18 protein-coding genes are annotated in these 20,110 nt (G+C 69.7%); 7 read left to right on the plus strand and 11 right to left on the minus strand.

Annotation, left to right across the window (positions count from 1 at the left end; translation table 11 throughout):
* On the minus strand, positions 1-971 hold a 971-nt coding region (locus BU204_RS34360), incomplete at its 3' end, for a sigma-70 family RNA polymerase sigma factor (RefSeq protein WP_143229956.1).
* 255 nt (positions 972-1,226) lie between these two features.
* Here BU204_RS34360 and BU204_RS34365 point away from each other — a divergent pair.
* The 5 genes from BU204_RS34365 to BU204_RS34385 all read left to right on the plus strand — a co-directional run bounded on the left by BU204_RS34365 (position 1,227) and on the right by BU204_RS34385 (position 6,403).
* Positions 1,227-2,051 (plus strand): GGDEF domain-containing protein, encoded by an 825-nt coding sequence (locus BU204_RS34365; protein ID WP_332888610.1) that lies wholly within the window; start codon positions 1,227-1,229, stop codon positions 2,049-2,051.
* Between the two features lie 111 nt (positions 2,052-2,162).
* A complete protein-coding gene (locus BU204_RS34370; protein WP_233160947.1) occupies positions 2,163-3,464 on the plus strand; it encodes a glycosyltransferase 87 family protein in 1,302 nt (433 codons plus the stop codon).
* Positions 3,465-3,474: 10 nt separating this feature from the next.
* On the plus strand, positions 3,475-4,674 hold the full coding sequence (locus tag BU204_RS34375; RefSeq protein WP_075130009.1) for a 5-(carboxyamino)imidazole ribonucleotide synthase: 1,200 nt from the start codon (positions 3,475-3,477) through the stop codon (positions 4,672-4,674).
* Positions 4,671-5,207 (plus strand): 5-(carboxyamino)imidazole ribonucleotide mutase, encoded by a 537-nt coding sequence (gene purE / locus BU204_RS34380; RefSeq protein WP_075129988.1) that lies wholly within the window; start codon positions 4,671-4,673, stop codon positions 5,205-5,207. The genes BU204_RS34375 and purE overlap by 4 nt, the downstream gene beginning before the upstream one ends.
* Positions 5,208-5,251: 44 nt before the next feature.
* On the plus strand, positions 5,252-6,403 hold the full coding sequence (locus tag BU204_RS34385) for an acyl-CoA dehydrogenase family protein (protein ID WP_198943092.1): 1,152 nt from the start codon (positions 5,252-5,254) through the stop codon (positions 6,401-6,403).
* Between the two features lie 98 nt (positions 6,404-6,501).
* Here BU204_RS34385 and BU204_RS39595 read toward each other — a convergent pair whose 3' ends face one another.
* The 7 genes from BU204_RS39595 to BU204_RS34410 form a co-directional block, all read right to left on the minus strand.
* A complete protein-coding gene (locus tag BU204_RS39595) occupies positions 6,502-8,049 on the minus strand; it encodes a hypothetical protein (protein WP_143229957.1) in 1,548 nt (515 codons plus the stop codon).
* A 48-nt stretch (positions 8,050-8,097) separates the two neighbouring features.
* On the minus strand, positions 8,098-8,283 hold the full coding sequence (locus BU204_RS40415; RefSeq protein WP_083661886.1) for a site-specific integrase: 186 nt from the start codon (positions 8,281-8,283) through the stop codon (positions 8,098-8,100).
* 182 nt (positions 8,284-8,465) lie between these two features.
* The gene (locus tag BU204_RS38660) at positions 8,466-9,011 is read right to left on the minus strand and encodes a tyrosine-type recombinase/integrase (RefSeq protein ID WP_083661887.1); all 546 of its coding nucleotides are present in this window, start codon (positions 9,009-9,011) and stop codon (positions 8,466-8,468) included.
* Between the two features lie 297 nt (positions 9,012-9,308).
* On the minus strand, positions 9,309-9,653 hold the full coding sequence (locus BU204_RS34395; RefSeq protein ID WP_075130011.1) for a DUF4190 domain-containing protein: 345 nt from the start codon (positions 9,651-9,653) through the stop codon (positions 9,309-9,311).
* Between the two features lie 68 nt (positions 9,654-9,721).
* Complete coding sequence (locus tag BU204_RS34400) at positions 9,722-10,426, minus strand: TIGR03089 family protein (RefSeq protein ID WP_075129989.1); 705 nt, start codon at positions 10,424-10,426, stop codon at positions 9,722-9,724.
* A gap of 73 nt (positions 10,427-10,499) precedes the next feature.
* Entirely contained in the window at positions 10,500-11,741 is a 1,242-nt protein-coding gene (locus tag BU204_RS34405) for an LCP family protein (protein ID WP_233160949.1), read from the minus strand.
* 33 nt (positions 11,742-11,774) lie between these two features.
* Complete coding sequence (locus BU204_RS34410) at positions 11,775-13,409, minus strand: LCP family protein (RefSeq protein ID WP_198943090.1); 1,635 nt, start codon at positions 13,407-13,409, stop codon at positions 11,775-11,777.
* A gap of 142 nt (positions 13,410-13,551) precedes the next feature.
* Here BU204_RS34410 and rfbB point away from each other — a divergent pair, with 142 nt between their 5' ends.
* Together rfbB and rfbD are read left to right on the plus strand one after the other, a co-directional pair.
* Positions 13,552-14,544 (plus strand): dTDP-glucose 4,6-dehydratase, encoded by a 993-nt coding sequence (rfbB, locus tag BU204_RS34415; RefSeq protein ID WP_075129990.1) that lies wholly within the window; start codon positions 13,552-13,554, stop codon positions 14,542-14,544.
* 1 nt (position 14,545) lies between these two features.
* Positions 14,546-15,445 carry a dTDP-4-dehydrorhamnose reductase gene (gene rfbD, locus BU204_RS34420; protein ID WP_075129991.1) on the plus strand — a complete coding sequence of 300 codons (900 nt, stop codon included), beginning with the start codon at positions 14,546-14,548 and terminating at the stop codon, positions 15,443-15,445.
* 3 nt (positions 15,446-15,448) lie between these two features.
* Here rfbD and BU204_RS34425 read toward each other — a convergent pair whose 3' ends face one another.
* From BU204_RS34425 to BU204_RS34435, 3 genes are all read right to left on the minus strand, one after another.
* Positions 15,449-16,543: a glycosyltransferase family 4 protein gene (locus BU204_RS34425; RefSeq protein ID WP_198943091.1), complete on the minus strand. Its 1,095-nt coding sequence runs from the start codon at positions 16,541-16,543 to the stop codon at positions 15,449-15,451.
* Positions 16,536-19,070, minus strand: a complete 2,535-nt coding sequence (locus tag BU204_RS34430; RefSeq protein ID WP_075129993.1) for a glycosyltransferase — start codon at positions 19,068-19,070, stop codon at positions 16,536-16,538. Before BU204_RS34430 ends, BU204_RS34425 begins: the two co-directional genes overlap by 8 nt.
* A gap of 61 nt (positions 19,071-19,131) precedes the next feature.
* Positions 19,132-20,094 carry a glycosyltransferase gene (locus tag BU204_RS34435; protein ID WP_075129994.1) on the minus strand — a complete coding sequence of 321 codons (963 nt, stop codon included), beginning with the start codon at positions 20,092-20,094 and terminating at the stop codon, positions 19,132-19,134.
* Positions 20,095-20,110 lie beyond the last annotated feature (16 nt).

A 20,110-nucleotide genomic window follows, 5' to 3' on the forward strand; every position in this document is an offset into this window, starting at 1 on the left:
CCACCAGCACCGCTGCCCGCCGCCGTGCCCCCGCCACCGAAGGTCCCACCGGCGCCGCCGAGCGAAGTCCCAGAACCCGCGCCGGCACCGCCCGCGCTCCCCGCCGCCCCGCTCGCCGCCGCCCCCGCAGCGGCGGCGGCCGTGGCAGCGGCGGCCACACCACCTTCCGCCCCGCCGGTAGCCGCGATGTACCCCAGGGTCCCCGCACCCAGCACCAACGGCGCCACGAACCCCCGCATCGCTCCGTTGACGTCGGCCAGCTCAGCGGCCAGCGCCCGACAGCGCGCACACTCGTCCAGGTGGGCCTCCACCTGCGCTCGCTCCCGCCGGGCCAGGCCCGACCGGGTCCACGCGCCCAACCGCTCCGCCGTCGCGCGGCACCGGCTGTCCGTCGTCTCCGCGAGATGAACCTGCAGGTAGGCCCGCCGCAGGCCCTCCCGCGCCCGGTACGCCAGCGCCGCCACCCCGTTCGGCGTGAGGCCGAGCAGCGGAGCCACCTCCGCCGCCGGCTGGCCCTCGACCTCGGTGTGCCACAGCACGGCCTGCCAGCGCTCCGGCAGCCGGGCAAACGCCTGTGCCGCCAGCGACCGCTCGAGGCCCTCGAGCGCGGGATCGGCGAACGGCTGTGCGGCGGCCGTTCCGCTGACGCTCTCGATGTCGTCGGACAGCTCCACCCTCCGGTCCCGGCGCGCCTTGTCGTAGGCGGCGTGGCGCAGGACCGTCAACAGGTAGGCGCGGAAGGCCGACTCCGGCCCGCGGCCCCCGCGAAGGGTGTCCAACACCTTCGCGAACGCCTCGGACACCAGATCGTCCGCCTCGGCGGAGGAGCCGGTGAGCTGGCGGGCGAGGTTGTAGGCGGCGCCGACATGCCGCTGGTAGAGCGAGCCATACGCAGACGGGGAGCCCCTGCGCACCGCCGTGATCAGCTCCGCATCGCTCGACGCCTCGAAGTCGGCCGGGACTGTGGCCACGATCCTCCTCAGCTCACCCGTGTCTACCTCGGGACTCGACACCGTCGAAGTCCCCGGTCCCCAGCCCAGACACGCACCCGGCCCAAGTGTGACGGACTCTCGCGTATCAGGCACCATCGCATCACCTGATCGGCGGCGTGGAAATTAATTCGCGAACTTGTCGGTGGAACCGCGTCACGGAAGTCGAACCGCCGCGTTCCTAGTTCGAATGCCTTGACGGCCGGGGACCCAACCAGATGACCGGACGGAGCGAGAGTGACGGTGCGTGAGGCGGGATCGCGCTCGTATCGCGGCGACGCGGGTGGCACCGCCCGGCTGCTGCGAAGTCGGTGGCGCACGGCGAGCATCGCGGCGGGTTGGCGTTTTCCCAGCGACTGGGGGCTACCGGAGGTCGACGACGTCTGCCTCTCGGCCGCCCGTCGGACCGACCTGACCGCGCCCCTCGCCGGCCTGGGCCGGGCCAGGGCCGAGTCCGGTGCCGGGCTCGACGAAACGCTCGCGGACCTGGCCGCGCTGCACGCGGTCCTCGTGCACGAGGACCGCGACGGCCTCATCGCGAGCGACCCGGACGCCACCCCCACCCACATGGTCCGGGCCACGGCGCTGGCCTGGGCGGACGCCGCCTGCGGGGAGCTGCGCAACGCGGAGACCACCGAGAACCTCACGAACCTCGTCACCAACGCCTACCTGCGCACCCGGCTGGGTGAGGTGTATCGCCAGGCCGCGCGGGACAACGTTCCGGTCTCCGACACCCACACCCTGCTGGTGGTGACCCTGGACCTGACCGAGATGGCCGGCTGGACCCGGCTGATGGCGATGGTCCTGGTCGCCGACGCGTTGCGGGAGGTGTTCGACGGCGGCGAGAGCATCGCGATCCTGGGCCCGTCGGTGGCCGTCGTGCTCGCCCAGCGCGAGCCGATGTTCGCCGACCGTGCGCTGAACGCGGGTTGGTTGATCACCCGCCGACTTTCCGCCGACCAGCAGATGGAGTCGGGTAGCCGCCCCCACCTGCGCAAGGAGCGCCTGCCGGACTGCGAGAGCGAGGCCCGCGACCTGCTGCAACGGATCGGCCGGGCCTGACCGCCGGCTCGGAAGATATTTCTGTGGACAACTCCGCGAGTTGTGGACAACTGCCGCGAACGGAAAGGGCGGGCGGCGGCTGCCCCGGCCCGGCGTGGTTTCCTTGCGACCGTGAGTGAGCTCGTGCGGGAATCCCCCGCGGCAGGACCGGGTACCGGCGGTGCGCGCTGGCTCGTCGAGGCCGTCCGTCGGCTCGGCGGGCGGCCAGCCGTCGCGTTGGCGCTCGCCGCCGTGCCGGTCGGGCTCTTCCTCGCCGGGGTCGTGAGCTGGCTCATCGACTGGCGGCTCGGCGTCGACAGCGCCGTCTACCGGTCCGGTGCCGTCGCGCTGCTCACCGGCGAACCCCTCTACGACAAGGACTTCCTCAGCGCGGAACCGCCCTGGGCCAGGTTGCCGTTCACCTACCCACCCACGGGCGCGCTGCTGTTCGTCCCGCTCGCGCTGTTCCCCACCCAGGTCTCCTGGGGGCTGCTGGCCGCGATCTCCGTACTCGCCCTCGCCCTGGTGGTGCGGATCGTGCTGCACCACCTCCCCGAGCGCCCGACGTGGATGACCCCGGCCAGCACGACGGTCGTGGTCACCGTGCTGGCCCTGGCCATCGAGCCGGTCTGGCGCACACTCTTCCTCGGCCAGATCAACCTGGTCCTGATGGCGCTGGTCGTCGTGGACGTCCTCGTGCTCGGGCAGGTCCGCCGGGTGGGCGGGGTACTGGTGGGCGTCGCGGCCGCGGTCAAGCTGACCCCGCTGGTGTTCGTACCGCACCTGTGGCTGGTCGGCCGCCGGGCGGACGCGGTGCGGGCCGTGGTCACGTTCGTGCTGCTGCAGGCGCTGATCTTCGCGATCATCCCGCACGACTTCGCCCGTTTCTGGAGCGTCGCGGTCACCGATCCCGAGCGCACCGGCCCCACGTTCTGGGCCGGCAACCAGTCGTTGCACGCCCTGATCCTGCGGCTGACCGATCTCGCCCCCTGGTCGCTCGCCGCCGCGATAGGAGTGGGGGCACTGCTCGCGGTGCCGGCGGTCATCCTGGTTCGGCGGTTTCACCTGCGGGGTCAGCCGGTGCAGGCGCTGCTGGTCACGGCGTTCTTCGGGTTGCTGCTCAGCCCGGTGACCTGGTCACACCATTACGTGTGGGTCATACCATTACTAGTCCTGTTGTCATCACGGCTACCAGAACCATTGCCATCCGGTGCGGCACGGGTCCGGGCGCTGGCCGGAGTCGGCGCGATCGTGGCGGTGTACGCGAGCTGTGTGCTGCTGATCATGCGGAGCTCGGACCCGAACCGACCGGCCGGGGAGAAGCCCGAGCTGGAATGGACGCCGCCCGAGTTCCTGCTCGGCAGCTCCTACCTGCTCGTTCCGCTGGTGGCCGGTGTCCTGGTGCTCGCCAGAGCCCGACGCGGCACGGGATAGGTTGCCCACCGTGGACACACGCACCGGCTTGCCGATCGTCGGCATGGTTGGCGGCGGCCAGCTCGCCAGGATGACCCAGCAGGCGGCGATCGCGCTCGGCCAGTCGCTGCACGTGCTGGCGACGTCGGCGGACGAGTCGGCCGCACTCGTCACCCCCAACGTGCGGCTCGGCTCGCATACCGACCTCGACGCGCTCAGCGCGTTCGCCAGCGGCTGTGACGTGCTCACCTTCGACCACGAGCACGTGCCGACCGAGCACCTGCGTGCGCTGGTCGAGCAGGGCTTCGCGGTCCGACCGGGCCCCGAGGCGCTGCTGCACGCCCAGGACAAGCTCGTGATGCGACACCGGCTCGAGGAGCTGGGGATGCCCGTGCCGCGGTTCGCCGCCGTGCGGGAGGTCGCGGACGTGCTCAAGTTCGGCGACGAGCACGGCTGGCCCTGCGTGTTGAAGGCCGCCCGCGGCGGCTACGACGGGCGGGGCGTCTGGCTCCTCAACGGCGGGGAGTCGGCCCGTGAGCTGGTGCCGCGGCTGCTGGAGTGGGGCACGCCGCTGCTGGTCGAGCAGCGCGTGGTGATGCGCCGGGAGCTGGCGGCGGTCGTCGCGCGGTCGCCGTTCGGGCAGGGCGGGTGCTGGCCGGTGGTGGAGACGGTCCAGTCCAACGGGATCTGCGTCGAGGTGCTCGCCCCGGCACCCGACCTGGGGGAGGACGAGGCGAGGGATGCCCAGGAGCTGGCGCTCACCATCGCCGCCGAGCTGGACGTGGTCGGCGTGCTCGCCGTCGAGCTGTTCGACACCGAGGCCGGGCTGGTGGTGAACGAGCTGGCGATGCGGCCGCACAACTCGGGGCACTGGACGATCGAGGGGGCGCAGACCTCGCAGTTCGAGCAGCACCTGCGCGCGGTTCTCGACTACCCGCTCGGCGCGACCGACCCGCTCGCGCCGGCGGTGGTGATGGCCAACGTGCTCGGTGCGCCGCAGCAGCCGGCGATGAGTCCGGACGAGCGGCTGCACCACCTGCTTGCCCGGTACCGGGACGCGCACGTGCACTACTACGGCAAGCAGGAGCGACCTGGCCGGAAGATCGGCCACGTGACCCTGCTCGGCCAGCGGATGAGCGACGTGCGGGAGCGGGCGAGGCTCGCCGCGCACTGGCTCTCGCACGGGGTCTGGCAGGACGGGTACGACATCCACGGGGGAGAGCGGACATGACACCGCTGGTCGGCGTGATCATGGGGAGCGACTCGGACTGGCCGGTGATGGGTGCCGCGGCCGAGGCGCTCACCGAGTTCGGGGTGCCGCACGAGGTGAGCGTGGTGTCCGCGCACCGGACCCCGCAGCGGATGCTCGACTACGCGCGGGGCGCGGCGGCCCGAGGGCTTCGAGCGATCGTGGCCGGCGCGGGCGGAGCTGCGCACCTGCCCGGCATGGTGGCGTCGGCCACCACGCTCCCGGTGATCGGCGTCCCGGTGCCGCTGAAGTACCTGGACGGCATGGACTCGCTGCTGTCGATCGTGCAGATGCCGGCGGGGATCCCGGTGGCCACGGTGTCGGTCGGCGGGGCGCGCAACGCCGGGCTGCTCGCGGTCCGCATGCTCGCTGCCTCCGACGACGCCCTGCGCGCACGCCTCGAGCGCTTCCACGCCGACCTCGAACAGCTGGTGCTGGACAAGGACGCGGCGCTGCGGGCATCGCTGGATGTGAGCTCGCCCCGGGAGGCGGACGCCGAGGTGAACGGCCGCTAACATCAGGGGTGGACGCGAGGGGCGAACCGGGAGGTGTCGCGGTGGTGGGGCTTTACCAGCTGAGCGAGGAGCACGAGGCACTGCGCGAGGCGGTGCGCGCGCTCGCGGAGAAGGAGATCGCCCCGCACGCCGCCGAGGTCGACGAGCAGGAGCGGTACCCGGTCGAGGCCCGCGACGCCCTGGCGCGGTCGGGCTTCAACGCCGTCCACGTGCCCGAGGAGTACGACGGCCAGGGCGCCGACGCGGTCGCCGCGTGCATCGTGATCGAGGAGGTCGCCCGCGTGGACGCGTCGGCGTCCCTCATCCCGGCCGTGAACAAGCTGGGCACGCAGCCGATCCTGCTGTCCGGCTCGGAAGAGGTGAAGAAGCTCGTCCTCCCGTCGATCGCGTCGGGGGAGGCCTCGGCCTCCTACGCCCTCTCCGAGCGCGAGGCGGGCTCGGACACGGCGTCGATGCGCACCAGGGCGCTGCGCGACGGCGACACCTGGGTGCTGAACGGCACGAAGGCGTGGATCACCAACGCCGGCGAGTCGACCTGGTACACCGTGATGGCGGTGACCGACCCGAACGCGGAGAAGAAGGCCAACGGCATCTCGGCGTTCGCGGTCCACAAGGACGACCCGGGCTTCACGGTTGGCCCGAAGGAACGCAAGCTGGGCATCAAGGGCTCTCCCACCTGCGAGATCTACTTGGAGAACTGCGTGATCCCGGCCGAGCGCATCATCGGCGCTCCCGGCACCGGCCTCAAGACGGCGCTGCGGACCCTGGACCACACCCGCCCCACCATCGGTGCCCAGGCGGTGGGCATCGCCCAAGGCGCCCTGGACGCCAGCCTGGCGTACGTGAAGGACCGCAAGCAGTTCGGCCAACGCATTGCCGACTTCCAGGGCGTCCAGTTCATGCTCGCCGACATGGGCATGAAAATCGAAGCGGCGCGACACCTCGTCTACACCTCAGCCGCCGCCTCAGAACGCGGCGACAAGCGTGCGGGCTTCATCGCCTCCGCCGCCAAGACCTACGCCTCCGACATAGCCATGGAAGTAACCACCGACGCCGTCCAACTATTCGGCGGCGCCGGCTACACCAAGGACTTCCCGGTAGAACGCATGATGCGTGACGCCAAAATCACCCAGATCTACGAGGGCACCAACCAGATTCAACGCATGGTCATGGCGAGGGCCCTGCTCAAGGGTTAGTTTGGCAATCTCGATCATGCGGCTGGAGATGCGGTCAGCTCCATGATCAGGCCGCCTCTAGGCCGTCCGAACGCCGGATCCACACAGCGTCGGTACGCCTACGAGCTAGGCCGGCTGTGGCGTCCGGTCTCCCGCGCGCGGGCCTGGGCCTCTTTTATGAATGCCGCAGGAAGTTGCGCTTCCTCGAGAATTGACCTCATGTCTTGTTGTTTAAAGCCCAGCCATATCAGGAATGAGCGGTCGACGACGTTAATGCGACCACTACCTCGATCGTAGTCCAAGACGATTGGCCTCACGTCGTATTTGGACTGACGTTGTGCAAGAGAATTTAACGCTCTCGTTAGAGGACCCTCATCGACCGGCGGTTCGGAACGATTTCTGTCGATAAAGGCTCGAAGGTCAGATCGAGGGATTCCCATTGCGAGTTGATCGACGTCACTCACAAGTACCGCAGCAATGATCCATCTGTTCACATCCGCCTGCGACCGGCCATTTTCAGACATGAGTGCGATCATTCGTTCAAAGCGGGAACTCATCGGCTCGACGATGTCCGATATTGCCGAGCGTACGTCGAATCCTTCTCCAAGGACTCGACGGTTGCTGCTCTGGTCGCTCATTATGCCGGATCGTTGGCAGACCGCGTAGCAGATCTCTTGAACAATCCAAACGTTACCTCGAGATTCGCGGATCAATTCGTCACAGAATTGACGGTCGAAATCGACCCCGATTATCTCCGCGCCGGTCTTTATGACCTCTTCTAAGTTGTATTTAGTCCAGTTGTCCACGTTTATAGATTCGATACGCCCGCTAAGGTCTCCGTTGAATCGAATCAATCGATCGCGGTCAAGCCATACTCCAACGATTACGACCTGGACTTGTTCGGAATCGTGATAAGCCTTTAAAGCCACTGAGAAGTCTCGTTGCGTAGTGGGTTGCAGGTAGTGAAAATCCTCGAGTATAACTATCTTTTCAAATTTAGCATCACGAAGCGCGGCGATCACGTCGTTGGCGTCTGTGGGGTCAAGCGTAAAGGGTTCCATCGTACGTTCGACTTGATGAAATCTGCCTGCCTCCGTTGACGCTTCAGCGTTTACTTCTAGTGAAGAAAATATTTGGACTTTACCTGCAATTCTTCCGCCAGCCTTCATGTTCTTGTTCGAAGTAACGATCTCCTGTCGAACTTGGCGGTACCCGGCTGCCTTTAGGATCTGAAGATGTAGGTCTGCGAGCGACCAATTGGATGCGCAGATGAGCGAGACGTGTCCTTTATCGTCCCCCAGATGCTTCTTTCTTAAACAGGTCTTACCTTGCTTGCTGCTCCCGTGAATTATGACATGCTTCCGACGATTTATTGCAGAGACTAATGCGTCGTCGACGTCCGCCCGTGGTGTATAGTTCTGCGGAATTTTGACATTTACACCGAATACTTCAGAGAAAAAGGTAATTTGGTCAACGTCTTGTTCGAGTAGCTGAATCTCAGCGTGTACTTGCGTGTAGTCTTTGACTATCTTCTCAGTAAAACGACGAGGGCCATCGGTCGTGCTAGAGGTAGGCGACGTTGCGACGGGTGCCGTTGAACTGAGGAGATCACTACGTCGGTTGTCGTCAGTGGTGCCGTCCTCACGCTTGCGCGCTCTTTCCCTCACTCTGCACTCCCTGATAGCCGAGCTCCTAGGCCGAGAATGTGGACCACTTTACGTGTTCTGTGCGAACACTGTGTCCACGGCTAGCCGGGCGCGCTCGTGCCTCGACGGCACCAGGTGGGTGTAGACGCGGAGCGGGAACCCAGGGTCCGCGCGGCAGAGGTAGGTCGCGAGTTCCTTGATCGACACGCCCTGGGCTAGCAGCGTCGAGGCGTAGAAGTGTCGAAGCGCGTGCATCCCGTCCACCTGCTTCGCGCGGGCGATCCCGGCGGAACGGAACGCGGCCTCCAGACAGTTTTGGTGAACAGGTCGCCGGAGTAAAGCCGGCCGGCCTCCCCGGTCGCAACGAGACGAACCGTCGTCGGGGTCGCCGGTCGGCTTCCGACAGGGCAGCGTGACGGACGTCGCGGGATAGGCGTTCAGATGCTCGTGCATCTCCGACAGAACGCCCGGTGAGAGCGGCACGGTCTGCGTCTTGTTGCCCTTCGGAAGCGCGAAGACATGGTCCGTTCCACTGTCCAGAGCTGGCGTCGGACGTGCAGCAGCATGGACTTCTCGTCCACATCATCCGGGGACAGGCCCAGGATCTCGCCTGGCCGCAGGCCGGCGCCGATAACGACAGCGATTCGCCACCGGCCTTCAATACCCTCCCACACCGCCTTGCCCCTCGCCTCCGGCCAGATGTCCTTGACTTCAACCGCAGGGCTGGTCGGCCGCCGGATGGTCTTCGCCTTGCACGGGTTGTCGCGGATCAACTTGTCGTCCACGGCCGAATCCAGAACGCCGGTCACGACGCTGAACAGGACCTTGTAGTTGGCGGACTGGTCCTGAATCTCGCCGAGCCAATCGCGGATCGTCCATGGCGTGATCTTGCCGATCGGCAACTCGCCGAAGTGCGGCAGGATTTGACTGCGCCGTCGGCTCGATAGAACCTCCCGCGTCGCGGGATCGTCGGCTCCAAGCATCGAACACCGGCCCGCTGGCTTCAAGGGCGCCCTTCGGGCGTCGCTGACGCGATGGCTTCGCCACCCTTGACCCCAGCGATCCGGCGCTCGAGATGGCCTGTGCGAGGGAGCCGGGGAGGTGCAGGCAGCTGAACTCGGGAATTGTCGTGGGCGAGTTCAGGCTTCACGTCCGGCTGTTTCAACTCGGTCTGATCGAAGCTCTCGAAGAACGGGCACACGAGCGCTCGTCGTCATTCATGGGGTGGCCTCGGACAAAACCGAATACGCCTCGAATCCGAAACGGTCGGCGTTCTCGGGTCAGGTGGTTGACGGTGACGACGGGACGTGGGTCAGCTGGCGATCGAGGTCGGGAGGTGTTTTCGTCGTCGTCGCCAGGTTCCAGAGTCCCAGGGTCAGGGCTATCGCTCCCAGAACTGTGCCGGTGACGGCCATGCCCTTGTTCGTCGCCAGCTGTTTCTGCGAGCGGGACCAGCCGAGCAGGCCGAACACGAGAGCCAGGGCACCCAGCACGATCGCGGCCACGCCCAGCAGGGGGATCAGCCCCACCGCCGCGCCGACCAGGCCCAGGACCAGCGCCGTCGTGCCGACGCCGTTGTGGGGCTTGACGGGCGGGACGGTGGGGAAGCGTACGGGCTTCGTCATGGTGGGCGTGTCGCTCTCGCCGGCCACGGAGTGTCAGGCGTTGGGCGACTTCACTCGAAGAGGTACGGCTACAACTCCACTGTGGTGCGTTCGGTTTCTTTGTGTCGGGAAAGGCGATCTGGCGCCGGGTTCGTCACCTGAACGAGGGACGCTCCGGCGGAGAGCACCGTAACCAGTCCCGTCAGGACGCCCTCGGGGATCGTCCATTTCTGTGTCGACAGAACGCGGGAATCGGTGGTCAGGTCCAACCCCTTCGCCTGGGTGGCCGCCTGGGTCAGCACCTCCTCCACCGTCGCGCCGGCAAGGCAGGGGGTGTCGGGGGGAACGGGCGCCAACGGGAAAAAGTCGTCGCCCTGTAGGCGGGCGTCGGCGATGAAGTCCAGCGTTCCGGACGCCACAGCGCCGCCCAGGTCGCGGCCCATGGGGTCCAGGGAGACCACGGCGGCCTCGCTGCCGGGGGGAAGATCGGGAACCTCGGGGGGCACGAAGGTCACCGACGCTCCGGCGGGCGAGCCCACGACGTGGGCGCCGCACCACCACGCGCCGAGCAGCACCCCGGCCGTCTGCCAGTGGGCGGGCAGCAGCACCGCCACCGGGTCGCCCGGCTCGACGTCGCGCTCCTCGACCAGCCAGTTCGCGGTCTTGGCCGCCCAGTTGACCAGCGTCGCCACCGACAGCTCCACGCGGCTCCCGGCCGCGTCGTCGTAGTGGGTGACCAGGGGGCGGGCCGGGGAGCCGCGGTACGGGCGCAACAGGGTCTCGGTCAGGCTCAACGCGCGAACACTCCTCGAACAGACATTCCTCGAACAGGCATTCAGTGAATGACTAGTCAACCAGTGAACGGTCCTAGTCGACGCAGGGGACGGCGGGCGCCGCCGCCGTGAGGTCGAGCACGCCCGCCGCGGAGAAACGCGACGACGGTGTCGACACCGGGGACGTGGACGGCGGCGGCGTGGCCGCCACCAGGCCGGCGACGAAGCGGCGGACCTCCGGCACGTCCACCGTGATGATGCTCTGACCACGGTCGTTGCGTTCCCCGACCGACCGAACCGGAATCGTCACGAACTGCACCTGCCCCGACGCCAACGCCTGTGCCTGGCTCACCAGCTGGAGGAAGTGCAGCCCCTCGTCCATCACCACGCTCTTGGACACCGCCTCCTCCAGCGCGTTCAGCTTCCCGGTGTTCGTCAACAGATCACCCGACAGCACCTTGCTCATCGCCGAGGACAGGAACGTCTGCTGCCGCACGATCCGGTCCAGGTCCCCCCGCGGCAGGTTCTTCCGCTGCCGCACGAACGCCACCGCGTCCCCGCCCCGCACGGTCTGCGGGCCCCGCGCGAACGACGCCCCCGAATCCGGGTCGCTCGTCGCCTCGTTCAGGCACACGTCGACCCCGTCGATAGCCTCGGTAAGCAGGTAGAACCCGTACAGGCTCACCTCGGTGTAGTGGTCGACCCGCACCCCGGTCAGCAGCTGAACCGCCTGGATCAGCGCGGCGCGTCCCGCGTCGCCGGACTCGCGCTCGATCTTCGCCCGGTCGGACTCGCCCGCGTCGACCAGGCGCTGCGCGGTCAGCGCCTTGGTGATGCCCATCGCACCGTTGATCTTCTCCGCCCGGCCGAGCGGGGGCACCATCACCGACGTGTCCCGCGGTATCGAGACTGCCGACCCCTTGCCGCCGCCGTGCGGGATGCGCAGCAGGATCAGCGTGTCGGTGTTCATGGTCTCGGTGGCCTCGGTGTGCAGCTCGCGCAGCATCTCGGCGGACAGCGGGTTGCCCTGCATGTCCGTGCGGCTGTCGTTGCCGACGACCAGGATGTCGTTCGCTCCGTCGTCGGTGGGCGCGGGCGCGACCGACGCGCCGCTGTCCTGGGCGCGCACCACCGCGTCGGTGGTGTTCTTGCTGTCCTCCAGCCGGGCCACCCGCAGCCAGACGATCGTCATCGCGGCCAGCGCCACGATCGAGAGCAACCCGATCAACACCCGGGCGGCAAGCACGAACAGCGGCACTGGAGGGCGCGGCGTGGACGCCGGTGCCACGGACTCGGCGGACGGGTCCTCCGTCTGCTCCCGTGTGTCCTCAGCCACCCCGGCACCTCCCCTTGCCAGGGTCCACAGTAGCTAGTTAACGCAGTTCACGCCCCCTGCGTTCAGCTGTGGCGGAGGTCGCTGCGCCGAGGACGGGGGCGCCGAACCAGTGGGGGAACCGGACGGCTGGCCCAGGGCGACGAGCCGGTCGCCGGCCAGGCCCGCGGTCTGGCTCGGGTAGTCGGTGCCGAGCACGATCCGCAGCCGGTTCGCCGGCTGGCTCGCGTCCTCCTCCAGCACGAACTCGCCGGCCAGCTCGTCGGCGACGTACTGGGCGAGGCTCTGCTCACCCGGTGCGAACCGGATCACCGACGACGACTGGACCGACGCGTCGCCGATCTCGCCCGGGCTGAACCCCTTCGCGGCCAGGTCGTCACGCACCGAGGCGGCCAGACCACTGGTGTTCGAGCCGTTGCGGATGTCCACGGTCACCAGGCCCGGCGACGGCCTGTCCGCCTCCTCGGCCGGCTTGGGCTCGGTCGACTCCGGCCGGTTCGTCTCGGTCTCCCCGGGCACCGGGGAACCCGTCTCCGACGGCGTGGCCGGCGACGACGAGCCGCTCGACCCCTGCTCGTCGGTTGCCAGCGACCGCACGAACCGCGCCACCTGGGCGGGGTCCACCTCGATCACGTCAGCGCCGCCGATTTTCGCCTGGCCGAGCGTGGGGATCGTGTAGAAGTCGATGCCACCGCTGGACAGCCCCGACATCTGCGCGGCGAACGTGGACAGCTCCCAGCCGTTGGACAGCACGACCGACTTCTGCACGGCGCTGACCAGCTGGCGCACCTTCGTCGGGCTGGTCAGCATGTCCGCGGAGAGCACCTTGTTGGCCAGCGCGCCGAGGAACGCCTGCTGGCGCACGATCCGGTCCAGGTCCCCGTTGGGTAGCCCGTGGCGCTGCCGGACGAACGCGAGCGCCTGCGCGCCGGAGATCGTCTGGCGACCCTTCTTGAAGTTCGCGCCGGACTTCGGTTCCTGCGCCGGGGCCCGCAGGCACACCTCGACGCCCCCGATGGCCTTGGTGACCTCGTAGAAGCTGGCCAGGTTGACCTCGGCATACCGGTCGATGGTGACCGCGCTGCCGATCAGGGCCTGCACGGTGGCGATCAGGTTCTTGCGGCCCACGATCGTCGCCTGCTTGTCCAGCTCGTCCATGTTCGGCGCGGTGTTCGCGAGCCGCTCCCTGGCGTCGTTGTAGGCGTAGGCGAACGCGGAGTTCAGCCGGTGGTTGCCGAAGCCGCCGGCCAGCTCGACCCAGGAGTCGCGGGGGAAGGAGATCGCCACGGCGCGGGTGCCGTCCACCGGGATGTGGACGAGGATCATCGTGTCGGTGTTGCGCTCGCCCTCGTTGACACCGGCGTGCAACATCTCCATGACCTCGTCGGGCAGCGGGTTGCCGTAGGCGTCGGTCCGGCTGTCGATGCCGACCAGCAGCATGTCGACCGCTCCGTCGAGCGGGACGCGCTGGTCCTCGACGTCCTTGGCGATCACGTCGGTGGTGACGGTCCCCTCGTTGACGTCACCGACCGCCCACCATCCGTAACCCATGGCGCCCACGACGGCCACCGACACCAGGGCGGAGACGGCTCGTCCGGTGTAGGTGCCAACCCTGCGCCAGCCCCGTAACGGCCGCCTCCGGCCAGGCAGTACCTGCGTACGTTCGTCCACGCACGCTCCTCCCCGTCCCCCCACCGACCTTGACCAGTACGATACCCACACGTGAGCGACGGTGCGGGCGGGTTGATCCCTTTCGCGACGCAATACTGACCGTTACCGGTTTACTTCCGAGTAAAGAATTGGTGGGGCTTCTATGCGGGTGTTGGTCACTGGTGGCGCCGGTTTCATCGGATCGCATTACGTCCGGAAGGTGCTGGGTGGCGCGTACGCAACGCTGGCCGACGCGGAGATCGTCGTCCTGGACAAGCTCACCTACGCCGGTAGCGAGGCCAACCTCGAGTCGGTACGGGACAACCCCAGGCTCCGCTTCGTGCGGGGCGACATCTGCGACCGTGCCCTGGTCGCCGAGCTGATGCCGGGCACCGACCTGGTCGTGCACTTCGCCGCCGAGTCCCACGTGGACCGCTCGATCCTGGGTGCGGCCGACTTCGTGATGACCAACGTCGTGGGCACCCAGACGCTGCTGCAGGCGGCGGTGGAGGCCGAGGTCGGCAAGTTCGTGCACGTGTCCACCGACGAGGTGTACGGCTCGATCGAGAGCGGCTCGTGGCCGGAGACCCATCCGCTGGAGCCGAACTCGCCCTACTCCGCGTCGAAGGCGTCCTCGGACCTGCTGGCCAGGTCGTTCTTCAGGACCCACGGCCTGCCGGTGTGCATCACCCGGTGCTCGAACAACTACGGGCCGCACCAGTTCCCGGAGAAGGTCATCCCGCTGTTCGTCACGAACCTGTTGGACGGCAAGAAGGTGCCGCTCTACGGCGACGGCCTGAACGTCCGCGACTGGCTGCACGTCGACGACCACTGCTGGGGCATCCAGCTCGTCGCCGACGCCGGCCGCCCCGGCGAGATCTACAACATCGGCGGCGGCACCGAGCTGACCAACCTGGAGCTCACCCACCGTCTGCTCGAGGCCTGCGGCGCGGACGAGTCGATGGTGGAGCGGGTGTCCGACCGCAAGGCCCACGACCGGCGCTACTCCGTCGACATCACCAAGATCTCCACCGAGCTGGGCTACCAGCCGCTGATGTCGTTCGAGGAGGGCCTGGCGAGCACCGTCGCCTGGTACCGGGACAACCGGGCCTGGTGGGAGCAGCTCAAGGACCGCGTCAAGCTGCCGGGGAACTGACGTGACGCTCGCTCTGCTGGTTCCCGGCGGTACCGGCCAGCTGGGGCGCGAGCTGGTCGCCCGTGCCCCCGAGCGGTGCCAGGTGCGTGCCCCCGGCTCGGCCGAGCTCGACGTCACCAACGCGGGTGCCGTCATCGAGGCGGTGAAGTCCCTGGTCGAGGGCGCCGGTGAGCTGCGACCCGTGGTGGTCAACGCGGCCGCCTACACCGCCGTCGACGCCGCCGAGACCGACGAGACGAGAGCGTTCGCGGTCAACGCCGACGGGCCGCGGCTGCTCGCCGCCGCCTGCTCGGCCCACGGCGTGCCGCTGGTGCACGTGTCCACCGACTACGTCTTCCCCGGCGACGGGGACCGGCCCTACCGCGAGGACGACCGCCCCTCGCCGCGCAGCGTCTACGGCACGACCAAGGCCGCCGGCGAGGAGGCCGTGCTCGGCTCGGGCGCCCGGGCCTGGGTCGTGCGGACCGGCTGGGTCTACGGTGCGTACGGCCACAACTTCGTCAAGACCATGACGCGGCTGTCGGCCAAGCACGAGACCGTGTCGGTCGTCGACGACCAGCGCGGTTCCCCCACCTGGACCGGCGACCTGGCCGCCGGCCTGCTCGAGCTGGCCGAACGCGTGACCAGCGACGAGCCGCCCGCGGCGAAGGTCCTGCACGCGACCGGGGCGGGCGAGACCACCTGGTACGAGTTCGCCGGTGCCGTGTTCGCCGAGCTCGGTCTGGACCCGGCCAGGGTCCGCCCCTGCAAGTCCGACGAGTTCCCCCGGCCGGCCCCGCGCCCCGCCTACTCGGTGCTCTCCGACGAGGCCTGGCGCGCCAGCGGTCTCACCCCGCTGCGGCACTGGCGGGAGGCGCTCACCGCCGCCTTCGCCGAGAGCCGGGACGCCTTCACGCCCTGAGCGTCAGCCGCGCCGGGCGATGGCCTCGCGGTAGGCGTCCACGGTCAACTCCGCGGTGTTGCGCCAGGTGAACCCGGCCGCGTGGGCGCGGCGGGTGACCAGTGTGGCCGATGCCGGCGGCTCGGCCAGCGCCGCGGTGAGCGCGCTGCCCAGGGCGTCCACGTCGCCGTGCGGGACCAGGGCGGCATGCCCGCCGGACACCTCGCGCAGTGCCGGCACGTCGGAGCAGACCACCGGCACGTCGCAGGCCAGTGCCTCGAGCACCGGCAGGCCGAACCCCTCGTCCCGGGACGGCAGCACCAGGGCCGCCGCGCCGGCCACCACCGAGCGAAGGTCCACGTCGGACAGGTAGCCGACCGACCGGACCCGCTCGTCGTGCTGGTGGTGGCCTGGCCCGGCAAGCACCAGCGGGGGCAGGTCCGGGGTCACCTCGTGCGCCTTGAGCAGCCAGGACAGCGACTTGCGCGGGCCGGCAGCCCCGACGAACAGCAGGTACCGCGCGGGCAGGCCGACCCGGCGGCGCAGCCCCTCGCTCGGCGGGCGGGCGGTGAACCAGGCCGGATCGACGCCCAGCGGGGTCACCCGGATCTTGTCCGGCTCGATCGAGAGGCGGTCGGCGACCACGTCGGCGACGGCCCTGGTCGGGGTGAGCACCACCGCCGCCCGCTCGGCCGAGCGGGCGACCAGCTGCGGCAGGGTCTCGTCGCTGGGCGGCAGCTCCTCGGGAGCGTCCAGGAAGGCCAGGTCGTGGATGGTGAGCACGCCGGCCGCACGCATCGCCGCCGGCAGCACGAAGTTCGTGCCGTGCACCACGTCGGCGAACCCGGCGAACAGCTCCACCGGCGGGAACGGCGCGCGCAGCCAGCATCGGCGCAGCAGCCGCGCGGAGACCGGCATGCCCCGGGCCCGTGAGCCGTGCGGCAGCACCTTGCGCAGCTTTCGCCAGCCGCGCAGGGTGAACGCCACCGCTCGGGTGTCCACCTCGGACATCGAGGCGAGCTCCTCGGCGAGCGCCGCGGTGTAGCGGCCGACACCGGTCCGGTTGCCGAGCAGCGGGGTGCCGTCCAGCAGCACCCGTATCGGGCCCCCCTCAGCCATCCTCCCGACCCTTCCTGCCGCCGGCCCAGCGGCTCGCCGCGAGCCGCCGCACCCGTCCGGCCGCGCGTCTGGTCAGCTCCGCCGGGCCGCCCGCGTCCAGGTAGGACCGCACGAGGTCGATGTCCCGACGGATGACCTCGCCCATCCGCAGCGGGCGGTTGGCCACCAGCGGCTCGGTGCCGGGCAGGCGGTCCGCCGCGGGAACGGGGTTGCGGCAGAAGGAGACCAGCGGCGCGAGCACGGTCTCCCAGGTGAAGCGCTCGCGGACGACGGCGATCCGCTCGCGGGCCGCCTGCGCGAAGTCCTCGTCGTAGAGCGCCCGCTCCAGCGCCTCGGCCAGGGCGTTCGGGTCCTCGGCCGGCACCACGACGCCGAGCCGCTCGGTGCGCACCAGGTCGGCGAACGCGTCGCCGTCGGTGGTGACGATCGGCAGCCCCGCCCAGAGGTAGTCCAGCACCCGGGTGCGGAAGGCGAACGTCGTCTCCACGTGCTCGTAGTGCGTGGTCACCCCGCAGTCCGCGTCCAGCAGCCAGTTCTGCCGCTCGGTGTAGGGCACCCAGGTCTCGTTGAAGAACACGTGCCGGTCGGTCAGGCCGAGCCGGCGGGAGAGCAGGCGGGTGCGGGTGCCGATGTCCATCGACGGGACCTCGGGGTTGGGGTGGCGCATGCCCAGGAACACCAGGCGGATGTCCTCGTGCCGCCCGCGCACCCGGTCCACCGCGTGCAGCAGCGTCAGCGGGTCGAACCAGCTGTACACCCCGCCCGCCCAGAGCACGACCTTGTCGCTCGGTGCGATGTCCCCGAGCCGTCCTCTGATCGGCGAGGCGGACTGCTGGGGCGGCTTGCCGGGCAGCCCGAACGGCGCCACCGCGAGCAGCGAGCGCACGGTCGGGTCGTTGTCGTAGAGCGAGGGGGTGAGCCGGCCAAGCGCGGTGAGGTGTCCCAGCCAGAAGTGCCGCTGCCGCTCCGAGGCGCACAGGAAGAAGTCACCCCGCTCGAGCTGGGTGTTGAGCACCCTGGTGACCCCGGCCAGGTCCAGCGCGCGCTGCTCGTCGGTGGAGTCCTTGCCCTGCTCCAGCAGCTCCAGGTGCATGGGGTCGTACATGTCGCAGACCAGGATCTTGGTGGAGTCCTCCTTCTTGAGGCTCGGCACCAGCTCCAGAACGTGGCCCTGCAGCACGACGACGTCGGCCCAGGCCACGTGGCGGCCGAGGTCGCGCGGGCCGGACCGGTGCACCGCGAACGGCGCCTCGGGCGGGTCGCAGCGCGGGTTGACCGTGACCAGCCGCACGTCGTGCTCGGCGGCCAGCACGTCGGCCATGTTCCAGGCGCGGATGGCGGGGCCGGCCATCTGGTCGGAGACGGCGTCCCCGGTGATCACCAGGATCCGCCGGCGCGCGCCGAAGGCCTCCTCCAGCCCGAACACCTCGACCAGCACGTCGTGCGCGGCCAGGTAGCGCGGCAGTGGGTAGGCGGGCTCCATGGCGTTGCGCATCAACGGGAGCAGGTCGGTGTCCGAGCGCACCCTGGCCGCCTGCTCGACCTCGCGGCTCCGCGCCAGCTCCGGCAGCAGCTCGACGAACTGGTCGATCGCCAGCACGCCAGCCAGCGTCGTCCTCGGGATCTCCACAGTGGACCCGCCGGTGTCCGGACGGCCGATCTCCAGCTGGGTCGGGTCGAGCTCGCCGCGCGCGGTGGCCCGACGCACGGCCAGCGCCAGCGCCGCGGGCAGCACCCTGGCCAGGGTGGCGTCCGAGAGGTTCTTGTACAGCGCGGCCAAGGCGTTCCGCTCCAGCAGGAACAACTCGCGAGCGTTGTCCGGCGTGTCCACCTTGGACATCGAGGCGTGGTGGCGGTGGAAGGTCAGCGAGGTGGGCACGTAACGGACCCGCCAGCCGCGCAGGTTCATCCGCCAGCCGAGGTCGACGTCCTCGTAGAACATGAAGAACCGCTCGTCGAACCCGCCCAGCTCGCGGAAAAGGCCCGCCCGGACGAACATGGCCGACCCGGTCGCGAACAGGACGTCCCGCGGGGTGTCGTGCGTGCCGGCCGACAGCTCGTCGAGGCGGCGACCGGCGTGGCGCTTGTAGCCCATGCCGAACCAGGTCAGTCCGGCGTCGACGAAGTCGACGAGCTCACCGTCCCAGTCGAGCACCTTGCTGGCCACCGCGCCGACCGTCGGCTCGGTACGCAGCACCTCGACCGCCGCGTCGACCCAGTCCGGGTGGGGTCGCGCGTCGTTGTTGAGGAAGGCGAGGACGGTTCCGGTGGCATGCCGCGCGCCCAGGTTGCACCCGCCGGCGAAGCCCAGGTTGGCCCCCGCACGCACGACGTGGACACCCGGCTCCCGTTCGATGCGCTCGGCGCTGCCGTCCCCGGAGTCGTTGTCGACGCAGATGAGCTGCACCAGCTCGGCGGGGTAGGCGAGCTGTTCGCGCAGGGCGCGCAGACAGGTGATGGTGTCCTCGGCGCCGCGGTAGTTCACCACGATCACCGAGACGGCCGGGCGTCGCGCCGAATCGGGCACTCGCGCTCCTCGCGTCGGGGTGGTGTCGTAAGCCTGCCCTATAACAACACGTGACGGCTGGTTAACCGGTCGGGTTCACCGAACCCCACACCTCGGTGCGCGACAGGGTCGCCGCCCGGCCGATCGCCCGCCGCTCCCGCAGCAGCGGCACCAGCCGCGCGAGCACCTCGCCGAGCACCCGCAACCGCAGGCGCACGCGGAAGTTGGCCGCGTCGGGCACTGCCCGGCCGGCCAGCCGACGGGCCGGGAGCAGGGCCGTGACCGCGGCGAAGCGCGCCAGCTCACGGGCCGCGACGGCCGCCGGCGCGCAGCGCAGCAGCATGAACAGCCGGTTGCGCTCGTTCCAGCGGTGGAACAGGGCCGAGCCGGGCCGGGTGGTCGCGCCGTGCAGGTGCCGCACCCGGGCAGCGGGCACCGAGAGCACCGACCACCCGTGCAGCCGCAGCCGCCAGGAGGTGTCGGTGTCCTCGTAGTAGCAGAAGAACCGGCCGGGTACGCCACCCGCCTGGACCAGCGCCGCAGTGCGCAGCAGCGGCGCCCCGCCGCAGAAGCCGAACACCGGGCCGGAGGTGGCGTCCGCCCCGTGCCCGTCCGGGGTCAGCACCAGGCCGACCGACTGGGTCCGCCCGGACGGCGCCTCCAGCCGGGGGCTCGCCGCGGCCGCCCCGGGGGTGGCGTCCAGTGCCGCCTCGAGCTCGGCCAGCCAGTTCGGCCCCGGCGCGGCGTCGTCGTTGAGCCAGGCCGTGAACTCGGTGCCGACCAGCGGCAGGGCCAGCGCCAGGGCACCGGCGTAGCCGAGGTTGCGCGCGGTGCGGTGTACGGCGGGGCGGGAGGGGTGGGCCGAAAGGACCGCGGCGCTGCCGTCGTCGGAGGCGTTGTCCACCACGAGCACCCGGTGCGGGCGGGTCTGCGCGGCCAGCGCGTCCAGGCACGCCCCGAGGTGCTCCCGGCCGCGCCAGGTCACCACGACCACCGTGGTCCGGGTCGTGCTGCCGCCGGTCCCCGTGTCGTTACCCGCCGTCACGACGCCCGACCGTACC

It is taken from the genome of Actinophytocola xanthii (assembly GCF_001921205.1).
GTDB lineage: Bacteria > Actinomycetota > Actinomycetes > Mycobacteriales > Pseudonocardiaceae > Actinophytocola > Actinophytocola xanthii.